The following is a 22308-nucleotide window of genomic DNA, read 5'->3' as shown; positions in this document are numbered from 1 at the left end:
GTGGAGATCACACGCGCCGAGTACGCGGCACTGTACGGACCGACGGTGGGCGACCAGGTACGTCTGGGTGACACCGACCTGTGGATCCAGATCGAGGAGGACCGCACCTTCGGTGGTGAGGAAGCCGTCTTCGGTGGCGGCAAGTCCATCCGCGAATCGATGGCCCAAGGTGTGACGACCTGGGCCGAGGGTGCTCCCGACACCGTCATCACGAACGTGATCGTGCTGGACTGGTGGGGCATCGTGCGCGCCGACGTGGGCATCCGCGACGGTCGCATCGTCGCCCTCGGCCGCGCCGGGAACCCGGACATCGCCGACGGCGTGCACCCGAAGCTTCAGATCGGCCCGTCCACCGACGTCATCTCCGGTGAAGGTCGCATCCTTACCGCGGGCGCCTTCGACTCGCACGTGCACCTGCTGTCGCCGTCGCAGATCGTCGAGGCGCTCGCCACCGGCATCACCACCATCGCCGGCGGCGGAACCGGCCCGTCCGAGGGATCGAAGGCCACCACCGTCACGCCGGGTCCGTGGCATCTGATGCAGATGCACCGCGCGCTCGACGTGCTGCCGGTGAACGTGCTGTTGCTCGGCAAGGGCAACACCGTCTCCGCTGAGGGGCTGCGCGAGCAGGCCCTCTCCGGTGCCGCCGGGTACAAGGTGCACGAGGACTGGGGCTCCACACCGGCCGCGATCGATGCGGCGTTGCGCGCGGCCGACGAGCACGGACTGCAGGTCGCGCTGCATTCGGACTCGCTCAACGAGGCGGGCTTCGTGGAGAGCACCTTGGCCGCGATCGGTGGCCGCTCGATCCACGCCTTCCACGTCGAAGGCGCCGGTGGTGGGCACGCCCCGGACATCCTGAGCATCGCCGGATTGCCGCACATCATCCCGGGCTCGACCAACCCGACCTTGCCGCACACGATCAACACCGTCGACGAGCACCTCGACATGCTGATGGTCTGCCATCACCTCAACCCCGCCGTCCCGGAGGACCTCGCGTTCGCCGAGTCCCGGATCCGGGCCACGACCATCGCGGCCGAGGACATCCTGCACGACATGGGCGCGCTGTCGATCACCTCGTCCGACGCCCAGGCGATGGGTCGCATCGGTGAGGTCGTCACCCGCACCTGGCAGGTCGCGCACGTGATGAAGAATCGGCGCGGGGCGCTCGACGGCAGCATGCCCGCCGACAACGAACGGGCCCGCCGCTACATCGCGAAGTACACGATCAACCCCGCGATCGCGCATGGTGTCGACCACGAGCTCGGTTCGATCGAGGTCGACAAGATGGCCGATCTGGTGCTGTGGGATCCGAAGTTCTTCGCTATCCGGCCGTCGCTGGTCATCAAGGGCGGATCGATCGCCTGGGCCGCGCTCGGCGACCCCAACGCCTCGATTCCCACGCCACAGCCGGTGCTGCAGCGACCGGCGTTCGGCGATGCGCTCGCCCCGCACACATCGGTGTCGTTCGTCTCCCCCGCCGCCCTCGACGACGGTCTGGAAGAACGACTCGGGTTGCGCCGCAGACTGTTACCACTGCGGCCGACCCGGCACATCGGCAAGGCCGACATGAAGCAGAACGACGTGTTGCCGCGCATCGAGATCCGTCCCGACACCTTCGACATCGACATCGACGGCGAGCGGGTCGTTCCGGCGCCGGCCACCGAACTGCCGCTCGCGCAGCTGTATTCGATGTTCTGATGTTGCCCGACACTCTGTCCCCCACCACAGTGCTGCTCCTCCTCGCAGACGGGCGCGCGCCGGTCGGCGGGAACGTCAACTCGGGCGGGCTCGAACCGGCGCTCCAGGGTGGGATGTCGCCGACCGAGGTGCGTCGCTTCCTCGTCGCGCGGTTGCGCACCTCGGCGGCGGTCGAGGCCGGTGTCGCCGTGGTGACCCGGCACGCGGTGGACTCCGATGCCGGAACCGCCCTGACGCTCCGGATCGACGAGATCGAGGACCACTGGGCGGCGCGCACTCCGGGTCCGGCCCAGCGCGACGCGTCCCGGTTGCTGGCCCGCGGTTACCTCCGCCTGGCCCGGAACCTGTGGCCCTCCACCGTTCTCGACGACCTCGACGCCCGGACCCCGCGACCGTCGCGGGGACTGGTCGTCGGGGCCATCGCGGCGCTCGCGCGCATCCCGGCGATCGACACCACCCGACTGGTGTTGTACGAGGAGGCGCAGGCGATCGTCGCGGCCTTCCTCAAACTGCACCCCACCGACCCGGCCACCGGTTCGCGATGGGCGCTCGAGGCCTGCGCTCATCTCGAACCGCTCATCGCCGAGCTGTCCGCTCTCACCGATCCGGCGGACATCCCGGCCACCGGTGGTCCCCAGACCGAATTGTGGGCCGAAGCCCACGCATCCGCTCCAGAAAGGCTGTTCCGTGCCTGAACACACCACCACCCGTTCGCTCCGTCTCGGCGTCGCCGGTCCCGTCGGCACGGGCAAGAGCTCGCTGATCGCGACCATCTGCCGCACCCTCGCGTCCGAGCTGCAGCTCGGCGTGATCACCAACGACATCTACACCGACGAGGACGCCCGTTTCCTCCGCTCGGCGGGCGTGCTCGACCCCGAGCGCATCCGCGCGGTGGAGACCGGTGCGTGCCCGCACACCGCGATCCGCGACGACGTGACCATGAACCTGCTGGCCGTCGAGGATCTCGAACGCGACTTCGCGCCGCTCGACGTCGTCCTGGTGGAGAGCGGCGGCGACAACCTCACCGCGACCTTCTCCCCCGCGCTCGTCGACGCGCAGATCTTCGTGCTCGATGTCGCCGGTGGTGGCGACGTCGCCCGCAAGGGCGGTCCGGGCATCAGCCGCGCCGACCTGCTCGTGGTGAACAAGACCGATCTGTCCCCCTATGTGGGTGTCGACGTGCCGCAGATGGTCGCCGACGCCGAGAAGGCCCGCGAAGGCGGACCGGTGCTGGCGCTGTCCCGGACCGACGCCGCATCCGTGCAGGCGCTCGGTGACTGGGTGCGCGAGATGCTGGCGGCCCACCGCGCCGGGTCGCACACCCCTGTCGATCCCGGTCCGATGGCTCCGCACTTCCACGCCGACGAGGACGACGACCACGATCACGGCCATGGGCACGGTCACGGTCACAGCCACGATCACGCCGTCGCACACACGCACGACTGATCATGTCCCGCACCACGATCCGTATCGACCGCGCACCGGACCGGGCACGCCTGGCCCTGCGGGCGGGCATGCTCGTCCCCCGCACGGTCGAGGTCGGTCCGGACCACGCGCGTGTCGCCCTCGTCGCCGCCGGCGCGCTGTTGCTCGGTGGTGACTCGGTGACCGTCGACGTCCACGTCGACGCCGGGTGCACGCTCGAACTGCAGGACATCGGTGGCACCGTCGCCTACGACGCCGACAACCGGTTGTCCCGGTGGGACGTGCGGATCACCGTCGCCGAGGGCGGCACTCTCGTCTGGGACACCTACCCGTTCGTGATCGCCACCGGCGCCCGCGTGCACCGCGACACCCGGATCGAACTCGCCTCCGATGCCGCCGCGAGCATGCGGGAGACCCTCGTCCTCGGACGCCACGGAGAAACCGGGGGCGCGATCCGCAGCCGTACCTCGGTCACTCTCGATCGTCGTCCCCTCTTCGTCGAGGAGTTGTACGCGCACGGCGCGTTCCCCGAGCCCGGGATCCTCGGTTCCGCGCGGGTGCACGACGTCATCGCGACCTACGGGCGACGCGCCGAGGGCGACGGCGTCGTCCAGCTCGAAGGGCCCGGCAGCCTGCTGCGGTTCCTCGGTGCCGATACCCACTCCTCGCCACTCGAGTCGACCTGGCGCTCCTGGCGCTCCTGGCGCTCCGCACACGTTCACCCGTCCACCCTCGAAGGGAGTCTCACCCATGCACGTCCCTGACCATTTCCTCCCCATGAGCGCCACCGCGCCCGCCGCGGCGATCGCCACCGGTGCGGTCGTCCTCGCCGCCACCGCCGGGCGGCCGCGCATCACGAGCCGGGACACCCTTCTCGCCGGAACGACCGCAGCGATGATCTTCGGCGCTCAGATGGTCAACTACCCCATTGCCGGCGGCATCAGCGGCCATCTCATCGGCGGCGCTCTCGCGACCGCGCTTCTCGGGCCCCGGCTCGCGCTTCTCGCGATGACCGCCGTCGTCGGTGTGCAGGCATTGCTGTTCGGGGACGGCGGGATCAACGCCCTCGGGGTGAACGTGCTGCTGATGGCGGTGCTGCCCGTCCTCGTCACCGCCGGTGTCCGTACCGGCGCCGAGCGACTCGGCCTCGGGAAGCTGACGCGGACCACCGCCGCCGTCGGCGCCGGTCTGTCCGTGCCGGTGAGTGCCGCAGTTCTCGGCGTCGCGTACTCGGCGACCGCCGGAACCGGCGCCGCAGCAGCGTTCATCGGCGATCTGACTGCGGTCCACCTGACCATCGGCCTCGGTGAAGCCCTCATCACCGCTGCCGTGCTGAGCGCCGTGATGGCGTTCGCGCCCGGCGTCGCCGCGTGGGACGCACGGTCCTCCGTCACTCCTGTTGCCGTCCGACGTGGTCTCGCCGCGATCGGCGGTCTGGGCGTGGTCAGCGCCTGTGCGCTGGCTCTCGGCGCGTCCGGTAGTCCGGACGGTCTCGAGCACATCGTCGGTGCCTATTCGCTGCCGGTCGGTGACGCCGCCTTCGCCGGTCTTCCCGGCCTCGCCGACTACGGCACGCTCAGTGGCACCGAATTCCTCGCGGCACTGGCCGGGCTCGCCGCCACCGCGGTGATCGGCGCCGCCCTCACCGCGATGGGTCGTCACACGCCGGTCCGTCAGAGCGCGTAACGGTCCTCTCGAAGCCCCTTCGAGCGGTGCGGTCGCTGATGCGGCCGCACCGTTCGGCGTTTCGCAACCGATACGATCACCGACCGTTGCAGCTCCGTGACCTGGCGTTTTCACCGCCGATCAGGAATCTCGGAAATTTTTTCGATTCGGCGGGAACCTTTCCGCCTCCCGGTCTCTCTTACCTGTGTCAGTCACCGAGACACCGAAAGAGGCACCCACCATGGCTACCAACTCCTTCCCCGGCAGCAGCTCCTCGAACGCCGACCGCGCCGCATCGCAGTCCACCGCCAGCGACCGTGCGGACTCGTCGTACGGCTCGCAGTCCTCCTACGACGGCAACTCGTCCTACGGCTCCTCGTCGTCCGACCAGTCGGGATCGACGAGCTACGAGTCCTACGAGCGTTACGAGCGGTACGACAGCTCCGGCTCCTCGAGCTCGGACTCGTCCTACGGATCGGCGAGCAACTCGGGTGCGTCGAGCTCCGCCGGATCGGCCTCCTCGGCCTCCGACCGCGCCGCCGCGGAGAACGCCGAGTCCACCTCGAGCGTGACCTCCGGATCGGCCTCCACCGAGCCGGTCGTGCTCGACGAGTACACCCTCGGTGACGGCACCCGCGTCGCCGACGTCGACGTGGACGGCGACGGACAGGTCGACCTGTCGCTGGTGGACTACGACGGCGACGGCAGGACCGACGCGCAGATCAGCGACTCCGACGGCGACGGCAACGCCGACCTGATCGAGTTCGACCGCGACGGTGACGGTTACATCGACGCCGTCGCCGGTGATCTCGACGGTGACGGCCGCCTCGATCTGGCCGTCTTCGACGAGGACGGCGACGGCGAGGTCGACGTGGTGGTGGACCTGCACTCCGGTGCGGTGGACTACGACGGCGACGGCATCGCCGACGACTACGTCGACGTCTCGGCCTTCGACAACGGTTCCGAGTCGACCGACGCCGGTTCCGATCTGGTCTGAGACCCACTCCGACCGATCCGAGACGAAGGGCAAGCAGGTGATGTCACCGCAGATCCGTGAGCGGATCGACGAACTGATCGCGGCGGCGGATGTCGCGGCGGACGGGCCCGAGCGCGCCGCCGCGACCGCACGACTCGCCGATCTGGGGGTCGAACGTCTGGCCGTCGAGCCCGGTACGCGATTCGATCCGAGCCGTCACCGTGCGGTGGCGGTGACGCCGGCAGCGGCACCGGCGGACGAGAACCTGGTCGCCGCAATGATCCGGCCCGGCTGGTGTCACGAGGGGCAGATCCTGCGGTACGTCGAGGTGCGGGTGCAGGTTCCGCCGGCGCAGTACCCCAGTCCGGGGGCGTCGTGACACCCGCCACCGGGCGACGACCGTTCGCCGCTATAAAGTCCGCGGCGGTCATCGCACCGTCCATGCAGGTTTTGTGGGTTCGCATTCGAAAGGCACGATCGAGATGAGCTGGGTTCTGGCGGTCGATTTCGGCACGTCCAACACGTCGGCGGCGCACCGGATCGGGCCGGACCGGGTCGAATCACTGCCGCTGACCCACACCTCCAACCTCATGCCGTCCTCGGTGTACGTCGACCACACCGGGGCGATCACCACCGGCGACGTGGCCATCAACCAGGCCACCGTGGACCCGGCCGGCTTCGTCGCCTACCCCAAGACCCACGTGGCCGTCGGGTCGGTGATGGTCCGCGGCCAGGACGTCCCCGTCGCCCACACCATCGCCTCGGTCCTGCGCACCGTCTACAACCAGGCGCTACCCCGGCACAACAACCATCCGCCGGCGGAGGTCGTGCTCACCCACCCCGAGGCCTGGTCTCAGCGCGAACTCGACGTGCTGCGCCACGCCGCATCCCTGGCCGGACTCGGCGGCAGCGTCTCGCTGATCTCCGAACCCCGCGCCGCGGCGTTCTACTACTCGCGCCAGCACGACGCGAAGATCGTCAAGGGCTCGACGATCGCGGTGTTCGACTTCGGCGGCGGCACCCTCGACATCGCCGTGCTCACCGCGACGAGCGAATGGACCTTCGAGGTCATCCGGGCCGGCGGCGACAACACCCTCGGCGGCAAGAACCTCGACGCCACCGTCGCCCGCTGGGTCGACGAACGCCTGCGTGACGACGATCCGGATCTGGCGGCGTGGTTGCGCACCCCGGACGGGCTCGACGCCCGTCGCACCCTCGACGATCAGATCCGCCGCGCCAAGGAACTGCTCTCCGAGCATCCCTCGGCGACGATCCGGGTCACCGGCAACGGCGCGGATCTGACCTTCACCATCACCCGCGACGAGTTCGAGCAGCTCATCGAACCGCAGATCACCCGTGGCGTGCAGCTCGCCGCCCAGGTGCTGCGCGATGCCGGGGTGGGCCGGTCGAGTCTGCAGGCGCTGTATCTGACCGGCGGCTCCTCCCGGATCCCGTACGTGCATCGGCGGCTGTCCGAACTCGGATCCATCGCCACCCTCGACGACCCGAAGACCGTCGTGGCCAAGGGCGCGGCCGGGTTCGTCGCCGGCGGACGCACCACCGAACCCGCCGCCGACCTCGACACCGAGGTGCTGCGACCGGACACTCCCCGCCCCGCAGCACCCCGACCCGGCGTTCCCCGTCCGGGTACCCCGGCGGCGCAACCGAACCCGGCACCGACGCGCGACGTGGAGCGGTCACGGCCGTCTCGGCCCCTGCTCATCGCCGGGGCCGCCGTGCTGGCGGTGCTCGTCGCCGCCGGGGCGGTCTTCGGACTCACCCGTGGGGACGCGGACGACGGAGCGGCGGCCGGCGCCGCAGCCGCCCCCGCTGTGGCCGAGGACAGGTCGGACACCGGAGCACCGCCCCCGGCGACATCGGATTCGGTCTATCGCAGCGAGAGCACCGACGAGGTGGTCGAACTGCTGCCGACCAAGTTGCTCACCGGGTCGAGTTCGTGCGAGAAGTCCGGCTTCTCCTCGGAAGGTGCCATGCAGGTGCGGTGCCAGATCAGCCCCAATTCCAACCTCGGGAAGGCGCTGGGCATGGAGCCCACCGACTACGAATCCGTGTCGGCGTACCGGGACGATCAGTACGCACGCTCGAACTTCATCCGGCTCCGTGACGCCAAGAACGACAACACCAGGATCGTCTCGGCGGACGGCACGCGTATCGCCGACTACGACCACCCACCGGGCGGCAACTCGTACTTCACCGTCATCGACAAGTCCACCGGACTCGTCGCGCAGTTCTCGACGACGACGGAGCGCGGCGAAGCACTGCTCGCCGAACTCGGTTGGAACGCCTGACCTGCCTTACCTCCCATACCTTCCTCTTCAGGAGTCCTCTTCTCATGCACATCCCTCGAACCGGCCGTCTCGCCCTGGCCCTGGCGGCCGTCACCGTCGTCACCGTGGCCGGCTGCTCGTCCGACAGCGACGCCACCGTCGTCGACGAGACCACGACCGAACAGACCTCTGCCGGTGTGGATCTCGACTCGCTCGATACCGGTGACTACAACACCCAGCCGCGCGATTTCGTTGCGCTGGGCATGGCGGCCGAGGATTTCGGTCCGGCGGTGGAAGGCCAGCGACTCGCCGAGTTCGTCGTCCACCCGCACACCGTCGACCCGGCCCTCACCGTCGGCGGATCGACCAACGGCGTGTTCCTCGGCGGCACGGGCAACATCTTCTCCGGCAGCGAGAACGAGATCCTGAAAGAATTCTCGATCATCAACGCCTTCACCAGCTTCCGGAGCACCGACGACGACAGCCGCGAGTTCGGTGTCAGCGTCTGGCGATTCCCCACCCCCGAGGACGCCGCCGGCGCCGCGCAGGCCCTGTACGAGTACAAGCTCGGGCCCGCGGACGGTCCGTTCTCCACCGGTCCGGAGACTCCGACGACGCTGCCGGAACTGCCCGACACACTGGCCACCACCTACTCCTGGCCGGAACTGGCCACCACGTCCCTGAGCACGCTCACCACACGCGGCATGTTCGTCGTCTACACCTACAGCGGCGACGACAGCGGTGGGACCGAGTGGATCACCGATACCGCGACGCGCGGTGTGCAACAGCAGATCGAGCTGCTCGACCGGTTCCCGGCCACCCCTACCGACGAGATCGCCTCGCTGCCCATCGATCTGGACAAGGTGATGGCCCGGGCCGTGGGATTCGTCGACAGCGAGTACTCACGTAACTCCGACATGGCGGTCTACGGACCGGACGGCTGGTTGCACTACGACTCCGCTCCAGCCGACACCGAGGTGGTGTTCGAGCAGACCGGCACCGATCGTGTCGCGAAGGTCAACAGCGTCGTCTATCGCACCGCGGGCCCGGACGAGGCCGAAGTCCTGAAGGACGCGTTCGCTGCACACACGGCCGAGACGTATCCGGACCTGGTCGAGGACCCCTCGCTGACGCAAGGTCTTCCGAACACCACCTGCTGGTCGGGCGACGTCGCCGACGGTCGAGCCGCCGCGTGCCTGATGACCTACGGCCGCTACGTGGCCGAACTGTCCGGCTTCCGCTCGATCGGCAACGAGAATCCCGACTCCGACACGCTGCGCACCGTGCCGCAGCGCGTGGCCACTCAGTACGTGAAGTTCGTCCGCGCCGAGGAGATGGGCCTCGGCGAGAACTGACCTCCTCGCGGTCCGGTGACCGTCGGTGCACGACACCGAGGGCGGTCACCGGACCGCTGCGCGACGCGGCCGGGTAGGTTACTCCGCGTACAGATGGGGGTGCCATGCACGAGACGGAGTTGATCGAACGGTGCCGGTCCGGCGACCGGGCCGCGTTCGCCGCACTGGTGGAACCGTCGCGCACCCAGGTGTGGGCGGTATGTGTACAGATCACCGGTAACCGCCACGACGCCGAGGACGCCCTGCAGGACGCCCTGATCGCCGCCTGGCAGAACCTCGACAAATTCCGGGGCACCTCCCGCTTCGGTTCCTGGCTCTACCGCATCGCGAGCAACGCCGCGCTGGCGATCGTGCGCAAGCGCCGCGAGATCCCCGACGACGAGATCGACCTCGGTCGGGCCTCCACGGTGCCGGGACCGGCCGATCGCGTCGTCGACACCGACGCGGTGCGTCACGCCCTCGCTCGACTCCCGGAACAGTTCCGCGTCGCGGTCGTGCTCCGCGAATACGCCCAGATGAGTTACGCCGAGATCGCCGAGCATCAGAACGTGCCGGTCGCGACGGTCAAGACCCGCATCAACCGGGGGCGAGCACAACTCGTCGAACTGCTCGATCCCGCCCGCCTCGATCCCGCCGGTCTCGATCCCTGACCGGTAGATTGGGACGTGGCAGGAACATTCCGGGGCCCACACGACTCCAACCTGACGACGACGGACAACGGGGGAAGAAGGAAGAGCCCATGACAAGCGATGAGACCGATCCGCTGCCCTCACTGGGGGAGCTGCTCGGTATCGATGTGCTCGCCGACCTACCGGAACTGCCCGATCAGGTCTGGGAGCGCGCGCTCGACATCGCCACCGACCCCGGCACTGCCGCGGTCGATACCTCGTTGATCCCGGACGACGACGAGATCGTTCCGGAGACGGTCACCGTCGACTCTGTCGACCTCGATCCTGCCCTCGACCCCGATGCCGACCTCGACAGCGCAGGTGGAATCGACCCCGGCCTTGTCGACGACGACAACGGCGAGGCTTCATCCGACGACGAGGCAGCCTCGTTCGGCTTCACCGACAACGTCGACGAACCCGATCTCGGCGCGTAACCCACCGACCGGGTCAGTGTCCGCGGACGATCACCGTATAGGCGTGCGTCAGCGCTGTCAGCGCCGTGTCCTCCGCCGCCGACCGCGTCGACACGCTCTGGGCCTGCACCGCGACAAGCTTCTGTTGCGCCATCGCTCGGATCTGCTCGGGTGACGCCGTCGGCTCCAGCCCCAACGCCTCGGCGATCGTGCCGCCGCGCAGCACCTGGACCAGTTCGTCGACCGCCGGCGCGCTCGGGTCGGCCTGCAGCAGAGATCGCAACGCCCGCAACAACTCCACCGGCACCAGCGCCGGGTCCGTGCGCAGCGCCGAGACGATCTGCCGGATGGCGTCGCGCGCCGGATGCGAATAGACGAGGGCGTCGAGTTCGGCGAGGATCCGGCCGGCGCGGTGCAGCACCGCGAAGCGACGCAACGACTGTTCGAGCACCGCTCGCAGCGGATGGACGCCGGACACCCCGGACAACCACTGGTTGACCTGGTGCGCCCCACCCGTTGCCTGCGCGCGGGCGTGCACGAGCCCGTACTCCCCGATCAGCTCCAGCAGTCGCCACACCTGATCGCGCGGCACCGGCAGCGCGGCGGGATCCGCGTCGAGCAGATCGAACAACTCCAGCGGGGCCAGTGGGGCGAGCGCCACGAGCGCGTGGGCGTCGGCGTCGGTGAACGCACCGGTGTGGGAGGTCTGCGCCAGCAACCCGGCGACCGGCACCACCGTGCCGACCTGTCCCGCCAACCGCCGCGCGAGCACGTTCGCGTGTTCGGCGGCGTGTCCGAGCGGATCGCGGTTGCCGAGCACCCCGCGGCCGAAACCGTCTGCGCGCGACAGCACTCCAAGTGTGTTCAGCGGAGTGAAGCCGAGGCGCTGCAGGAATTCGACCTCGTCGGTGCGCGGCATCGAGTCGAACAGGAACACCGCCGCGTCGGCGTCGACGGACGCCGAGCGGGTCTGCTCGAATCCGTCGATCAGGGCGCGCTCGGTGGCGGCGGCGTTGGTGACGGTCAGTGTCGCCAGACCGGGGGTGTCGACGAGGGTGATGGTGCTCAGCGCATGGGAGGGCAGGTAGCGGTGCACGTACGCGACCTGCTCCGGCGGGACGCCGAGGTCGACGGTGGTGCCGAGTGCCAGCGGCACGGGTCGACGGGTGCCATCGGTGGACACCACGTCGGCGCGGGAGGGCGCACCGTTCTCGTAGACGGTGACGACATTGGTGGCCTCGAGCGCCGCGGTCTCGGCGACCGGCGCCCCGATCAACGCGTTCACCAGGGTGGATTTGCCGGCCTTGAGCCGCCCGACGACGACGATGCGCGGCGGTGACCACAGGATCGCGCCGATACGGTTGGCGTGGGCGACGAGATCACCGCCGAGCGCGGCGAGTTGGTGCAGGGCGGCGTCGATGCGCTGGTGCACCGGATCGGGTGCCCCGGTCTGCGGTGGGATGTGCGGGGCGCTCATGCGGCACCTCCCCTCAGAGCCGTATCGATCGGGGTGATGCGGGCGCGAGTGATGCGCAGGTTCTTCTCCAGTCGTTCGATGTTCGCGGTGCGGGTCGCGGCGTCCGCCTGCGCGGCGCGCTTGGCCTCGTCGATACGCTTCTGCAACTCGGTGATCCGGTCCTGCAGGTGTTTGCGGCGACGCAGCACGATCTCCGGGCGGGTGGTGGCCATCGCGGCCTCGAGCATGCGGGTCGTGACGGTCCGCACGGTCGCGAGGGTCTCGCGCAGCCAGGTCAGCAGGTTCGTCTTGCCGGTGCGCATCGCCTTGAACCCGAGATTGATCGCCACCCAGGCGACGCCGGCGATGGCACCGGCCCCGATCACCGCGCCGAGCATGGTGGTGCCGATCATGCCCATCGTCAGCACGCTCGGATCCAGCAGCCCTTGGCGTTTCGAGCCCACTTCCCCGGTCACCAATGGATCGGTCTGCAGCGCCTCGAGGGTGATCTCGCGGATGTGCTCCCACTGCTGCGGGTCGTCGAAGAGGTCGGTGACGATCTTCTCGAGGTCGTCGAGGAAGACCTGCGCGGTGGTGGCCATCGCGTCGAGCAGGTCGGCCTGGATCTGGGCGGTGAACACCTGCGGGGAGCGCCGCAGCACCTGCATCGACGACTTGTTGATGCGTGTCGTCCAGTCCTCGCGCACGCGGGCGAGCTCCTCGTCGAGGCGGGTGATCGCCCGTTGCCGCGCGAGGGTGAGGTCGCGCTGCAGGTGCTGTTCCCACTGCTGCGCCTCGTCCTTGAGCCCCTTCAGCCGTTCCATCTCGGCGGTCAGGTCCGGGATCGCGGATTCGCCGTCGCGCACCACGGAGAGTTCGTCGCTGATTCCGGTTTCGATGCGGCGCAACCCGTCGAGGGCGACGCGCAGCGCATCGGCTTCGGGGCGGTGCCGTGCGGCGGCGACCCGCTCGTCGAGCATCCCCCACAGTCCGGGGAGACCGGAGCAGGCGAGGCTGCGCTCGCGCACCGGGGAGGGCGGTAGCGCGGTCGCGGCCAGGGCTCGCACGCTCGAGACGGCGACGACGGGGATGTCGCGGCCGACGTGTTCCGCGACGGCGCGGCGGTTCTCCGCGACGATCTGTTCCCAGCGGGTGAGGTTCTTGTCGGTCTTGGTGACCACGACCAGCACGTTCTCCACTCCGGCAGCGCTCTCGCGCAGGAACCGCATCTCCGGTTCGGTCAGCGGGGTCGACGCATCGCATACCAGCACGAGCACGGCGGCCCGATCGGCGGAGTGAGCGGCCATCGCCGCGTGCCGGGGGTCGAGGCCGCCGATGCCGGGAGTGTCGACGACCGACGCGTTCGTGAGCTTCTCGGACGCGATCGGCACGACCGCCGCGACCGGCAGCGCCTCGACGGTCGGGTCCTGGACGTAGCGGCCGCCGGTGGTGATCCACTCCCCCAGCTCGGCGCGGTCGATGCGCCGGCGCCCGTCGGGGAACACCAATTCGGCGGTGCCCTCCGGGAAATCGTCGGTGGCGGTGACGAAACGGGTTGCGACGGCGGTCGAGTGCTCGACGTCGTCGAGAGCGGCGCCGTCGCGGCCGATGAGAGCGCTGACCAGCAGACTCTTGCCGCGCTTGATCTCCCCCACCACCACGATCGACGTCGGCCGGCCGGTGTCGGCGAGTTTGCGTTCGGCGCGGTCGGCGACCTCGTCGTGCTTGTAGGCGCGCAGCACCTTGCACGCGCCGTCGATCAGGTCGGCCACAGACGGATCAGGAGACACGCGACGACACTACATACCGGTCGGTACGGGGCCGTGCTCCACTCCGGCGTTCGGACTCGTGGCCGCGTCCACGATGATTTCCGGCTCCTGCCCCGGTCAACATTCGTGAACGGATCCGTCCGACTCCGGGAGACGTCATGACCCAGCAGACCACCCGCGCCCTTCCTCCGATCGTCGACGAGCAGACATGGCGGTCGGCGCTCGACGACCTACGGCGACGGGAGAAGGCCGCCACTCGCGAACTCGACGCCATCGCAGCGCAGCGCCGCCGGCTGCCGATGATCGAACTGCCCGACTACACGCTGATCGGCGCCGACGGCCCGACCCGGCTCGTCGATGTGTTCCAGGGCCGCTCGCAGCTCATCACCTATCACCACATGTGGTCCGACGGTGCCGAATGGCAGTGCGGTGGATGCACGAGTCTCACGACGCAGTGGACCCGGCTCGGCATCCTCGACAACTACGACGCCCGCATGGTCGTCGTCACCAACGGGCCGATCGACGAAGCCCTCACCTACAAGGTGAAGGTGGGCAACACGATGGAGTGGTACTCGTCGTCGGAGAGTTCGTTCGGCGCCGACGTCGACGCACCTCCCGGTGGAGGGTTCGCGGTCAACGTGTTCCTGCGCAACGGCGACACGGTCTACCGCACCTGGCACACCACCGGCCGCGGCACCGAGCAGCTCAGCTACACCTTCGCGCTGATCGACATCCTTCCGTGGGGTCGTCAGGAGGAATGGCAGGATTCGCCCGAGGGCTGGCCGCAGTCGCCGACCTATTCGGGGTGGCTCGATTCCCCCGATGTGGCGCGACTCTACGGTCCGGGCACCGGCGCGCGGTGAAAGCGGATGACATGGTGGACGCGACCCCGTCACGCGCCTGGTACGTGAGAACCGGTGTGTCACAGGAATTCAGTCGGCGAGGTAGCGCAGCATCACGGCGGTGGTGAACTGTCGGGTCTCGACCAGGCGCAGATCCACGCGCTTCTCCAGGGGCGGGAACATCGGTGTGCCACCACCGAGCAGGACGGGTGAGACGAACACCTGGTACTCGTCGATGAGACCGTGTGGGATCAGCGACGCGGCGAGGTTCGCCCCACCGACCTCCATGACGCCGTCTCCCTCGGCCTTGAGCCTGCGCACCTCCTCCACCGCGTCGTCGCTGACGAGGCGACTGTTCCAGTGGACCTCGGTGAGGGTGCGGGAGAAGACGACCTTGGGCGTGGTCGTCCACAACTCGGCGAAGTCGCGTTCGATGGGCGAGGCGTCCTCGGGCAGGTGCGGCCAGTACTCGGCCATCAGCTCGTACATCCGCCGGCCGTGCAACGAGAGCTCGAGCCGGCGGAACCGGTCGTTGTGGAACTGGTGCAGTTCGTCGTCGGGGTCGGTCCAGTCGATATTGCCGTCGCGGTCGTTGATGTAACCGTCGAGGGACACGCCGAAGTCGTAGATCAGTGTTCTCATGCTCCGATAGACCGTCGGCGCACCCCGAACTCATCGGCCCGGTGCGCCCGTGTCGGGCTTAAGGCTGGAGCAGCACGTCCAGACCACGCTCGAACTCGTCGATACGGCGACCGAGGGCATGGTGACCGCCGTTGACCAGCTCGGACACCCGGACGATCCCTGCGGTGTCCGCGATCTCGTTGAGGTTGCGCGACGTCCAGTACCAGGCGGCGGTGGTGAAGGCGTTCTCCGGCGCGGCGAGCAGCTCGGGGTGCGCGACGAAGTCGACGCCGATGTGCTCGCTGACCTTCTCATAGTTGTGGCGGCCCGTGATCTGGATCGCGCCGCGACCCTTGTAGCGCTCACCGTCGCCGGGATGGGTGTTTCCGAGATCGGCGCGACCCTCGTATGCGCGACCGGACGCGTACTCCTCGAAGGTGCGGAAGGAGTCCGATTCGACGGCCAGCTGGGCGATGAACGCCGCCTGACGGACCGGGTTGTCGATGCCGCTGCGCGCCATCGCGTCGTTCAGCGGCGCGATGAACTGCTCGACCTTCTCCGCCGGGATGCCCGGCACGATGCGGGTCAGTTCCTCGGGTGTGACGGCGGGGAGCGGCGCAGGAGTCGTCTCGGCGACGAGTTCGACCACCTCGCTCGCCTCTGCGGATTCGGCCTCTTCCTCGTCGTCGGTCACGGTCCAGCCGTCGGCGGCCAGGGCGTCGAAGTCGAGCGCCCGGAGCAGGTCGCGGGGCTCCTGGAAACGGGTAGGTGCAGGGGTGGTGGGTGCGGTGTCGGCGTGGGCGACGGAGGTACCGACGCCGAGCGCGGCGGTGAGGACGGCCGCGGCGGCGACCGCGGCACGGAAACGGCGCAATGATGAAACGGACAAGGGTCGTGCTCCAAGATTCGCCGAAGCTGGGTTCGGCCTTCGAACGGGGCCGCGGGCATCACCGGCGGGATCGTTACCACCGCACGGAGGGCCAACACACGACCATCAGGTCACAACCAGGTAACGTCGCAGGTCGAGAGGTTTTCAAGCGATCGTGGCCGACGCCATCTGAACCAATGAAAGTGGTGCGTGCCATACTCGGAAGTCGATCATTGCGGCGATCGCATCCGGCCGGCCCAGCGAGAACCTGCCGGAGCGGTACCTGGCCGATCCTGCCCCTTGTCCACCGAGGATCGCTGCACTCTCACCGAATTAGTTGTGCAGCAGTACCTTCGATCACGAAACCGCACGCGCCGAAGGTTCGTCCCGCAGATGGTCGAATCGAGGCCGCGATGGGTCGCCCCCCTCGGGAACAGACCGGTTCGATTCGACCGAAGAGGTGTACACCCCCGAGCCGGGTCGTAATCATTTCGTGTCCGACGACACACCTCGATAACGCGTAGCCGCACGCCGACCGAGACCGTCCGCGTTCACAATACGACGACCCGAGCAGGAAGTACCGATTGGTATGTTCACACAGGTCGAAGACCCCGACCGTTCGGTCGGGTCTTCCATGATCAGCGCGCTGAAGCGGGTCGGCGCGGCGTGCTGCAGTAGCAAGCCCCGGTTCATAGCGCGAACTGCGCGGAGCGGTACCGACCGCCCTGTATGCCGCGCCGAGAACACTCAGCGGTCGCGGTAGTACGCCCGGATCGCGCGGCTCATCACCTTGATCTCACGGGTCCGCTCGTGCCGCAATCGGGCATCGGACCGGGCCGCGATCCATTCGTTCTCACGTCGCAGTTTGCGATGACTCTCCACTCGCCGGGCATCGAGGTCGCCGCGGTCGACAGCGGCACGAACCGCGCATCCCGGTTCGGTCTCGTGCGCACAGTCCGCGAAGCGGCAGTACTGAGCGAGCTCATCGATCTCGGGGAAGGCGGAGGCGATGCCGGCACCGGCGTCCCACATCCCGATACCCCGCAACCCCGGAGTGTCGATGAGGGTCACGCCGCCGCCCAAAGGGAACATCTCCCGATCGGTCGTGGTGTGCCGGCCCTTGCCGTCGCCCTGGCGCACCGGTGCCGTCGCCTGGATGTCGCGACCGCACAGCGCGTTGACCAGCGTCGATTTCCCGGCGCCGGACGCTCCGACGAACACGACGGTGCCGTGGAGCACCTCGCGCAGTTCATTCAGGCCGGATCGATTCGGCGCACAGACCTCGACCACGCTCGCTCCGGGTGCGACCATGGCGACCTGCTCGAATACCGCTTCGGTGGCGATGTCGACCTTCGTCAGGGCGACTACCGGTTGCGCGCCGCTGTCCCAGGCCAGCGCCAGCAGACGTTCCATGCGACCGAGATCGAGGGTGTCGGATGCGACCGTCACCACGACGGTGTCGACGTTGGCAGCGAGAACCTGCTCTTCCGAACGCCCCGACGCGTCGGCACGACGAATCGCGCCGGTACGCGGCAGCACCGCACAGACCGTGCAGGTCATATCGCCTTCGGTGGCCGGTTCGCGCACGATCACCCAGTCGCCGGTGCAGACGTGGGGGCCCGCTGTCCGTACCCGCAGCGGACCGGCGGAGGTCATGGTGTCACCATGACCTCCGCCGACCCTCACGATGCGGCCGGGGGATCCCTGGACGTCGTTGTCCGCGAACCGTTCCGCGATCTGCTCGGACCAGCCGTACTCGACCAGCGGATCGGTTCCGGGTGGGACATCGGGGTGCACGGTGACTCCTGGATCATGACGAGGCGCGGGTGGTCCGCTCCGACAGATCCGATGGTGAACTTCGCACCCTGCAATGCAATCGAATTTCCGCGTGCACCCTCAATCGCGGTGGGCCGACAGCAGCCAGGCCGGGAGCATCGAACGGCCCTTGTCGTCGCGTTGCCACGCGGCAGCCTCTTCGTCGCCGAGAAATGCGTGGATGAAGGCCGGCCGCACGTCGTCAACGGTCCAGAACTCGGCAACCACGTCGCGTAGCTCGTCGTCCGTCACGGGATTGGGTCCCTGGCCCTCTTCGGGGAAGGCGTCCTTCGAAAAGGCAAGGACGAAGAAGGACGCGTTCGGAGCAGCGGCACGGGTGACGGCGCTCAGGTAGGCACGGCGCCGGTCCACGGGCAGCGAATGGAACAGGGTGCTGTCGACGATCGTCGCGAACCGGCCGTCGAAACCCGTGAACGAGCTGATGTCGGCCACCTGGAAGGTCGCGGTCGTCAGTCCCCGCTCCGCCGCCGCGGCCCGAGCGGCCTCGATGGCTGTGGGCGACAGATCGAGACCGATCACGGTGTATCCCTGTGCCGCCAGACGGAGGGAGGTCTCGGCATGCCCACAGCCTGCGTCCAGCACGTCGCTACGGAATCTGCCCTCGTCGATCAATCGGGCGATCTCGGGCTGGGGTTCGCCGATGTTCCAGGGTACGGGGCCCGAAAACCCTTCGGCGACGCCCCGGTAGATGTCGTCCCACGGTGCAACCTGGCCGTCCTCGGTCATGGATCCGACGGTACGCCCGCCGCCGGATCCACCGCACCGATTCCGAATTCGACACCGATAACCGGTTCACTCGACCGGGTTCGTGAGGAAGGATCGACAAGCGCCACCGCTCGAGAGGGGAACTCACTCGTGACCGAAACTGCCGCATCCGCACCCGCCGGCCCCGGCCGGGAACGTCAGGGGGTCGTGTACCGCAACGGCGCGCTGGGCCGGCGTCCGGCCGTCCCGACGTCCTTCGGCGACCTCGAACACGCCGCGCGACGCGCGAGTTCGAAGCGGGCCTGGGCGTATGTCGCGGGCGGCGCCGGCGAGGGACGCACGATGCGCAACAATCGGCGTGCGTTCGACCGATGGGCGATCGTCCCGCGCATGGCCCACGGAGTCACCGAACGCGACCTGAGTACGACCGTGGCAGGCACGTCGCTGTCCTCACCGCTGTTGCTGGCACCGATCGGCGCGGGAGCATTGATGGCCGCGGACAGCGACCTGGCGATCGCGCGGGCGGCCGCCGCGACCGGCGTGCCGTACATCTTCTCCAATCAGGGCTGCAATTCCATGGAGGACTGCGCTGCCGCAATGGGCTCCGCGTCCCGCTGGTTCCAGCTGTACTGGAGTTCCGACGAGGATCTCGTCGACAGCCTGCTGCGGCGGGCCGAAGCGGCGGGCGCCGAGGCCGTCGTTGTCACCCTCGACACGACGATGCTGGGATGGCGTCCGCAGGACCTGAATCTCGGGTCGTTGCCGTTCGCACGCGGCGAGGGCATCGCCCAGTACACCTCGGATCCCCGCTTCCTCGACATCGTCCGGCAGCGGATCGACGCCGCCCGCGACACGCTGACGGAGCGACCCGATGTCACGTTCGGCGCGATCCGCACACTGCTGTCGATGACCCGCAACCATCCGGGTCGATTCCTCGACAATCTCCGCTCCCCCGCACCGCGCGCCGCCGCGGAGACCTTCCTCGACATCTACTCCAATCCGGGACTGAGCTGGGAGCATCTGGCGACGTTGCGGGATCGGACGCGACTTCCCATCGTACTCAAGGGAATTCTGCATCCGGACGACGCGCGTCGCGCCGTCGACCTCGACGTCGACGCCCTCGTCGTGTCGAACCACGGTGGACGCCAGGTCGACGGATCGATCGCCTCACTCGATGCTCTGCTCGACATCCGTGCCGCGATCGGCCGGGAGCCGACCGTGTTGCTGGACAGCGGGATCCGAAGCGGCGCCGATGTCTTCGTCGCGCTCGCGCTCGGCGCGGACGCCGTACTCCTCGGCCGGCCCTACATGTACGGACTGGCGATCGCGGGTCGGCAGGGCGTCGAGGAGGTGGTCCGCAACGTGATCGCCGAGTTCGACCTCACCATGGCATTGACCGGTGCCCGTTCGGTCGCCGATATCGACGAACGGTTCGTCCGGCCGAATCCCTCCTTCTGAAACAGGGTCAGGCCTTGCGCGCACGCACCTTGCGGTACGGGGTCTCGTCGATGCGCGTGGTGATCTCGGCGACCATCCTGTCGTACGACTCGTTCTTGCGGGCGATGCCGATGAGCCGCTTGGTGGTGCGCGCGGCGGCGCCCAGGTTCATCGGGCGGCCCTCGATGCCGTACATCAGGCGCGCCCACTCCGGCAGCAGCGACAACATGTCGTCCTGCACGACGACGAAGGTGAACACCTTCACCGGATTGCCCCACAGGTTCGGCTTCCGGAGCGCGTGCGTCACCTCGGCGGCGGCGAGCGACAGCGACAACCAGTGGCGCTGCTCGTCGACGTACGCCTCGAGGTCGGCGCGGGTGGCGGGAAGACGGGCCGGGTCTGCGTATCGGCGACAAACGCGTGGTCGTCGCGAAGTCACGTGCCAGCACCGCGATTTCACCCTCGTCTCGTCAGGCGAGGAGCGCGGCGTCGAGCACTCGGCGCGCCGCTGCGGGATCGTCGACATGGATCGCGAACCGGCTCACGAGCGCTGGACGGCGGCGATGTTCGAAGAAGCCCGGCAAGAGGGCCTCGACGGGTTCCGCGAGGACGAGATCGAGATTGGTGCCGTCGGGACCGGGCAGGAACAGCACCTCGCCGTCCACACCCGTCTCCGCCGGCTGGAAGCGATGGCGCGGGATACATCGCTGCAGGTTGTCGGCGTCGATACGTGCCACGACCTGATGTCCGGAGCGCAGGACGAGGCCGTCCCGTGTCAGAAGATGCGGGTTGACGACACGATCCGCGAGCCACCCCGCGAGAGGAAGAAGCGAGTACACCGAGACGATCAGCAACGTCCAGCGCAGCCATTCCCACGGCACGAGTATGTGGACCACCGCGATCTCGATGACCGACGCCACGAGCCACGCGATCGGCACGCTCATCGTGCCGCGGGTGTAACCGATCGTCGTCACCTCAGGTCCGGCGCCGACCCGACGTCCTCGTATCAGGAACCACAGTGCGCGGTAGCTTCTCAACTCTGCGCGTATCAGGGCCCCGGGCACGCGGCCGACGAGTTCGTCGAGCACCCCCGCCCACGGTGTTCCGGATCGGCGCAGGATTCGAACCCGCAGTGCGCCGACGATCAGCACCAGGATTCCCAGAGGTAGCTCGAATCCGAGCCAGACCTTCAGTGCTGTCACCGGTGTGAGGATGCCCAGTGCAACGAGGAGGGCGTTCGTACAGGCCACCACCACGGTGAGGACGAGAGCGGCTCGGTGGACGAGCCGGACGGTGCGCTCAGTCATGCCCGCGCTCCGTCCTGCTGCGGTCCCGACTGTGCGGCGACGCGCCGGACGAACCCGATCGCGACGGCCTGCTGGGCCGGGTCCGGAAGGAACTCGGCGAGCACCTCGGTGTTCGATTCGAGGGCAGTTGCCGCCTCGGCTGCCCACGAACCGAGCACCTCCGCCATGATCGGGATGTCGTCGAGCAAGGCGGTCATGCCGTCGATGACGGCGCTGACCTCGTCGGCTGCCGCGGTGGGATCTTGTCCGGCAAGTGCACCGAAGCGTCGGTAGACGGCGACCATGGCGTGCCGTTGTTCGGGGTCGTCGAGCAGGGTTCGCATGGCGTCGAGATACTCCGGTGATGCCTGCCCGGAGAGTGCGAGCATCTCCCAGCTGTCGCGTTCGCGGACGAACAGCCTCCGGGTGTGCGGGTCGTCCTCGCCGTCGATGAGTTCGTCGAACGCGTCGACGATCGGTGACGGCAGGGGCGAGAGCCGGTCGCCGACGCGGTGACGCTCGAGAATCGCGGCGAGTGCCTCACGTTTGACCTGCAGCGTCCGGATCTGATTGTCTGCCGCCTCGAGCAGCGATTCGAGGTCTGCGGTGAGATCGGACTCGGCATCTCGGTCGCTGCCGTCGGTGAAGTGGCCGCCGAGGACGGTCGCCACCGCACCCAGTGGAACACCCGACTGGGCGAGCCAGCGGATGCGCAGCAGACGCACCAGGTCGGCGAGTTCGTAGTCCCGGTATCCGTTGGGTGCCCGTGGGGGTTCGGGCATGAGCCCGAGCCGGTGGTAGTGCCGAACGGCGCGAACGGTGGTTCCCGCGGCCTGGGCCAAGTCGCTGATCCTCATGGCTTCAGCATCGACCCTGACGCTACGTCAGGGTCAAGCCATGAATGCGTCGGCGCACATCGGGGTGGAACAACCCGAGAAGGACTGCGGTTGAGTGCAGTAAGATAGTTGACAGATCAACTACATGACCGAGAGGGGTT

The 22308-nt window shown here is 68.5% G+C and carries 22 protein-coding genes; 13 read left to right on the top strand and 9 right to left on the bottom strand.

All coding sequences use genetic code 11. The annotated features are described in order from the left end of the window. The 11 genes from KXC42_RS11840 (at position 1) to KXC42_RS11790 (ending at position 10512) form a co-directional block, all read left to right on the top strand. A complete protein-coding gene (locus KXC42_RS11840) occupies positions 1-1701 on the top strand; it encodes an urease subunit alpha (RefSeq protein WP_033098157.1) in 1701 nt (566 codons plus the stop codon). Beyond that, a complete protein-coding gene (locus tag KXC42_RS11835; protein ID WP_219130381.1) occupies positions 1701-2396 on the top strand; it encodes an urease accessory protein UreF in 696 nt (231 codons plus the stop codon). The genes KXC42_RS11840 and KXC42_RS11835 overlap by 1 nt, the downstream gene beginning before the upstream one ends. Beyond that, positions 2389-3147: an urease accessory protein UreG gene (gene ureG / locus KXC42_RS11830; protein ID WP_219130380.1), complete on the top strand. Its 759-nt coding sequence runs from the start codon at positions 2389-2391 to the stop codon at positions 3145-3147. The genes KXC42_RS11835 and ureG overlap by 8 nt, the downstream gene beginning before the upstream one ends. A gap of 2 nt (positions 3148-3149) precedes the next feature. After that, positions 3150-3890, top strand: coding sequence for an urease accessory protein UreD (locus KXC42_RS11825; RefSeq protein WP_033098154.1), 741 nt, complete (start codon positions 3150-3152; stop codon positions 3888-3890). A gap of 13 nt (positions 3891-3903) precedes the next feature. Next, positions 3904-4812, top strand: a complete 909-nt coding sequence (locus KXC42_RS11820) for an energy-coupling factor ABC transporter permease (RefSeq protein WP_229568139.1) — start codon at positions 3904-3906, stop codon at positions 4810-4812. Between the two features lie 220 nt (positions 4813-5032). Then, complete coding sequence (locus tag KXC42_RS11815; protein WP_016692262.1) at positions 5033-5788, top strand: hypothetical protein; 756 nt, start codon at positions 5033-5035, stop codon at positions 5786-5788. 40 nt (positions 5789-5828) lie between these two features. After that, the gene (gene grpE / locus KXC42_RS11810) at positions 5829-6146 is read left to right on the top strand and encodes a nucleotide exchange factor GrpE (RefSeq protein WP_033098152.1); all 318 of its coding nucleotides are present in this window, start codon (positions 5829-5831) and stop codon (positions 6144-6146) included. A 103-nt stretch (positions 6147-6249) separates the two neighbouring features. Further along, complete coding sequence (locus KXC42_RS11805; protein WP_219130379.1) at positions 6250-8076, top strand: Hsp70 family protein; 1827 nt, start codon at positions 6250-6252, stop codon at positions 8074-8076. 44 nt (positions 8077-8120) lie between these two features. Beyond that, a complete protein-coding gene (locus KXC42_RS11800; protein ID WP_039587275.1) occupies positions 8121-9410 on the top strand; it encodes a hypothetical protein in 1290 nt (429 codons plus the stop codon). Between the two features lie 104 nt (positions 9411-9514). Beyond that, positions 9515-10060 (top strand): RNA polymerase sigma factor, encoded by a 546-nt coding sequence (locus KXC42_RS11795; RefSeq protein WP_016692266.1) that lies wholly within the window; start codon positions 9515-9517, stop codon positions 10058-10060. Positions 10061-10149: 89 nt separating this feature from the next. Then, positions 10150-10512: a hypothetical protein gene (locus KXC42_RS11790; protein ID WP_084222385.1), complete on the top strand. Its 363-nt coding sequence runs from the start codon at positions 10150-10152 to the stop codon at positions 10510-10512. A gap of 13 nt (positions 10513-10525) precedes the next feature. Here the strand turns inward: KXC42_RS11790 and KXC42_RS11785 are convergent, their stop codons facing one another. Then, positions 10526-11968 (bottom strand): GTPase, encoded by a 1443-nt coding sequence (locus KXC42_RS11785; RefSeq protein ID WP_039587271.1) that lies wholly within the window; start codon positions 11966-11968, stop codon positions 10526-10528. Next, a complete protein-coding gene (locus KXC42_RS11780) occupies positions 11965-13737 on the bottom strand; it encodes a dynamin family protein (protein ID WP_232333348.1) in 1773 nt (590 codons plus the stop codon). The genes KXC42_RS11785 and KXC42_RS11780 overlap by 4 nt, the downstream gene beginning before the upstream one ends. Positions 13738-13874: 137 nt before the next feature. Between KXC42_RS11780 and KXC42_RS11775 the strand changes: the two genes are divergently transcribed. After that, complete coding sequence (locus tag KXC42_RS11775) at positions 13875-14579, top strand: DUF899 family protein (RefSeq protein ID WP_219130378.1); 705 nt, start codon at positions 13875-13877, stop codon at positions 14577-14579. A 69-nt stretch (positions 14580-14648) separates the two neighbouring features. Here KXC42_RS11775 and KXC42_RS11770 read toward each other — a convergent pair whose 3' ends face one another. From KXC42_RS11770 to KXC42_RS11755, 4 genes are all read right to left on the bottom strand, one after another. Next, positions 14649-15200, bottom strand: a complete 552-nt coding sequence (locus KXC42_RS11770) for a dihydrofolate reductase family protein (RefSeq protein WP_006552034.1) — start codon at positions 15198-15200, stop codon at positions 14649-14651. A 58-nt stretch (positions 15201-15258) separates the two neighbouring features. Then, positions 15259-16068 (bottom strand): glycoside hydrolase family 19 protein, encoded by an 810-nt coding sequence (locus tag KXC42_RS11765; RefSeq protein ID WP_232333347.1) that lies wholly within the window; start codon positions 16066-16068, stop codon positions 15259-15261. 726 nt (positions 16069-16794) lie between these two features. Beyond that, complete coding sequence (rsgA, locus tag KXC42_RS11760) at positions 16795-17844, bottom strand: ribosome small subunit-dependent GTPase A (RefSeq protein ID WP_094980488.1); 1050 nt, start codon at positions 17842-17844, stop codon at positions 16795-16797. 99 nt (positions 17845-17943) lie between these two features. Next, a complete protein-coding gene (locus KXC42_RS11755) occupies positions 17944-18609 on the bottom strand; it encodes a class I SAM-dependent methyltransferase (RefSeq protein WP_033098146.1) in 666 nt (221 codons plus the stop codon). 129 nt (positions 18610-18738) lie between these two features. On the opposite strand from KXC42_RS11755, the gene KXC42_RS11750 reads away from it, so the two are divergent. Further along, positions 18739-20046, top strand: a complete 1308-nt coding sequence (locus tag KXC42_RS11750; protein ID WP_064852868.1) for an alpha-hydroxy-acid oxidizing protein — start codon at positions 18739-18741, stop codon at positions 20044-20046. Between the two features lie 7 nt (positions 20047-20053). Here KXC42_RS11750 and KXC42_RS11745 read toward each other — a convergent pair whose 3' ends face one another. Genes KXC42_RS11745 through KXC42_RS11735 form a run of 3 tightly spaced genes read right to left on the bottom strand, consistent with a single transcriptional unit; the run spans position 20054 to position 22168 of the window. Beyond that, a complete protein-coding gene (locus KXC42_RS11745) occupies positions 20054-20464 on the bottom strand; it encodes an oxygenase MpaB family protein (RefSeq protein ID WP_219130377.1) in 411 nt (136 codons plus the stop codon). A gap of 31 nt (positions 20465-20495) precedes the next feature. After that, the gene (locus tag KXC42_RS11740; RefSeq protein WP_033098144.1) at positions 20496-21332 is read right to left on the bottom strand and encodes a hypothetical protein; all 837 of its coding nucleotides are present in this window, start codon (positions 21330-21332) and stop codon (positions 20496-20498) included. After that, the gene (locus KXC42_RS11735) at positions 21329-22168 is read right to left on the bottom strand and encodes a MerR family transcriptional regulator (protein ID WP_033098143.1); all 840 of its coding nucleotides are present in this window, start codon (positions 22166-22168) and stop codon (positions 21329-21331) included. Before KXC42_RS11735 ends, KXC42_RS11740 begins: the two co-directional genes overlap by 4 nt. Positions 22169-22308 lie beyond the last annotated feature (140 nt).

The organism is Rhodococcus sp. LW-XY12, from assembly GCF_019317345.1.
GTDB classification, from domain to species: Bacteria; Actinomycetota; Actinomycetes; order Mycobacteriales; family Mycobacteriaceae; genus Rhodococcus; species Rhodococcus pyridinivorans.
Note: the sequence above shows the minus strand (reverse complement) of the source record. Positions and strands in the feature narration are given on the sequence as shown.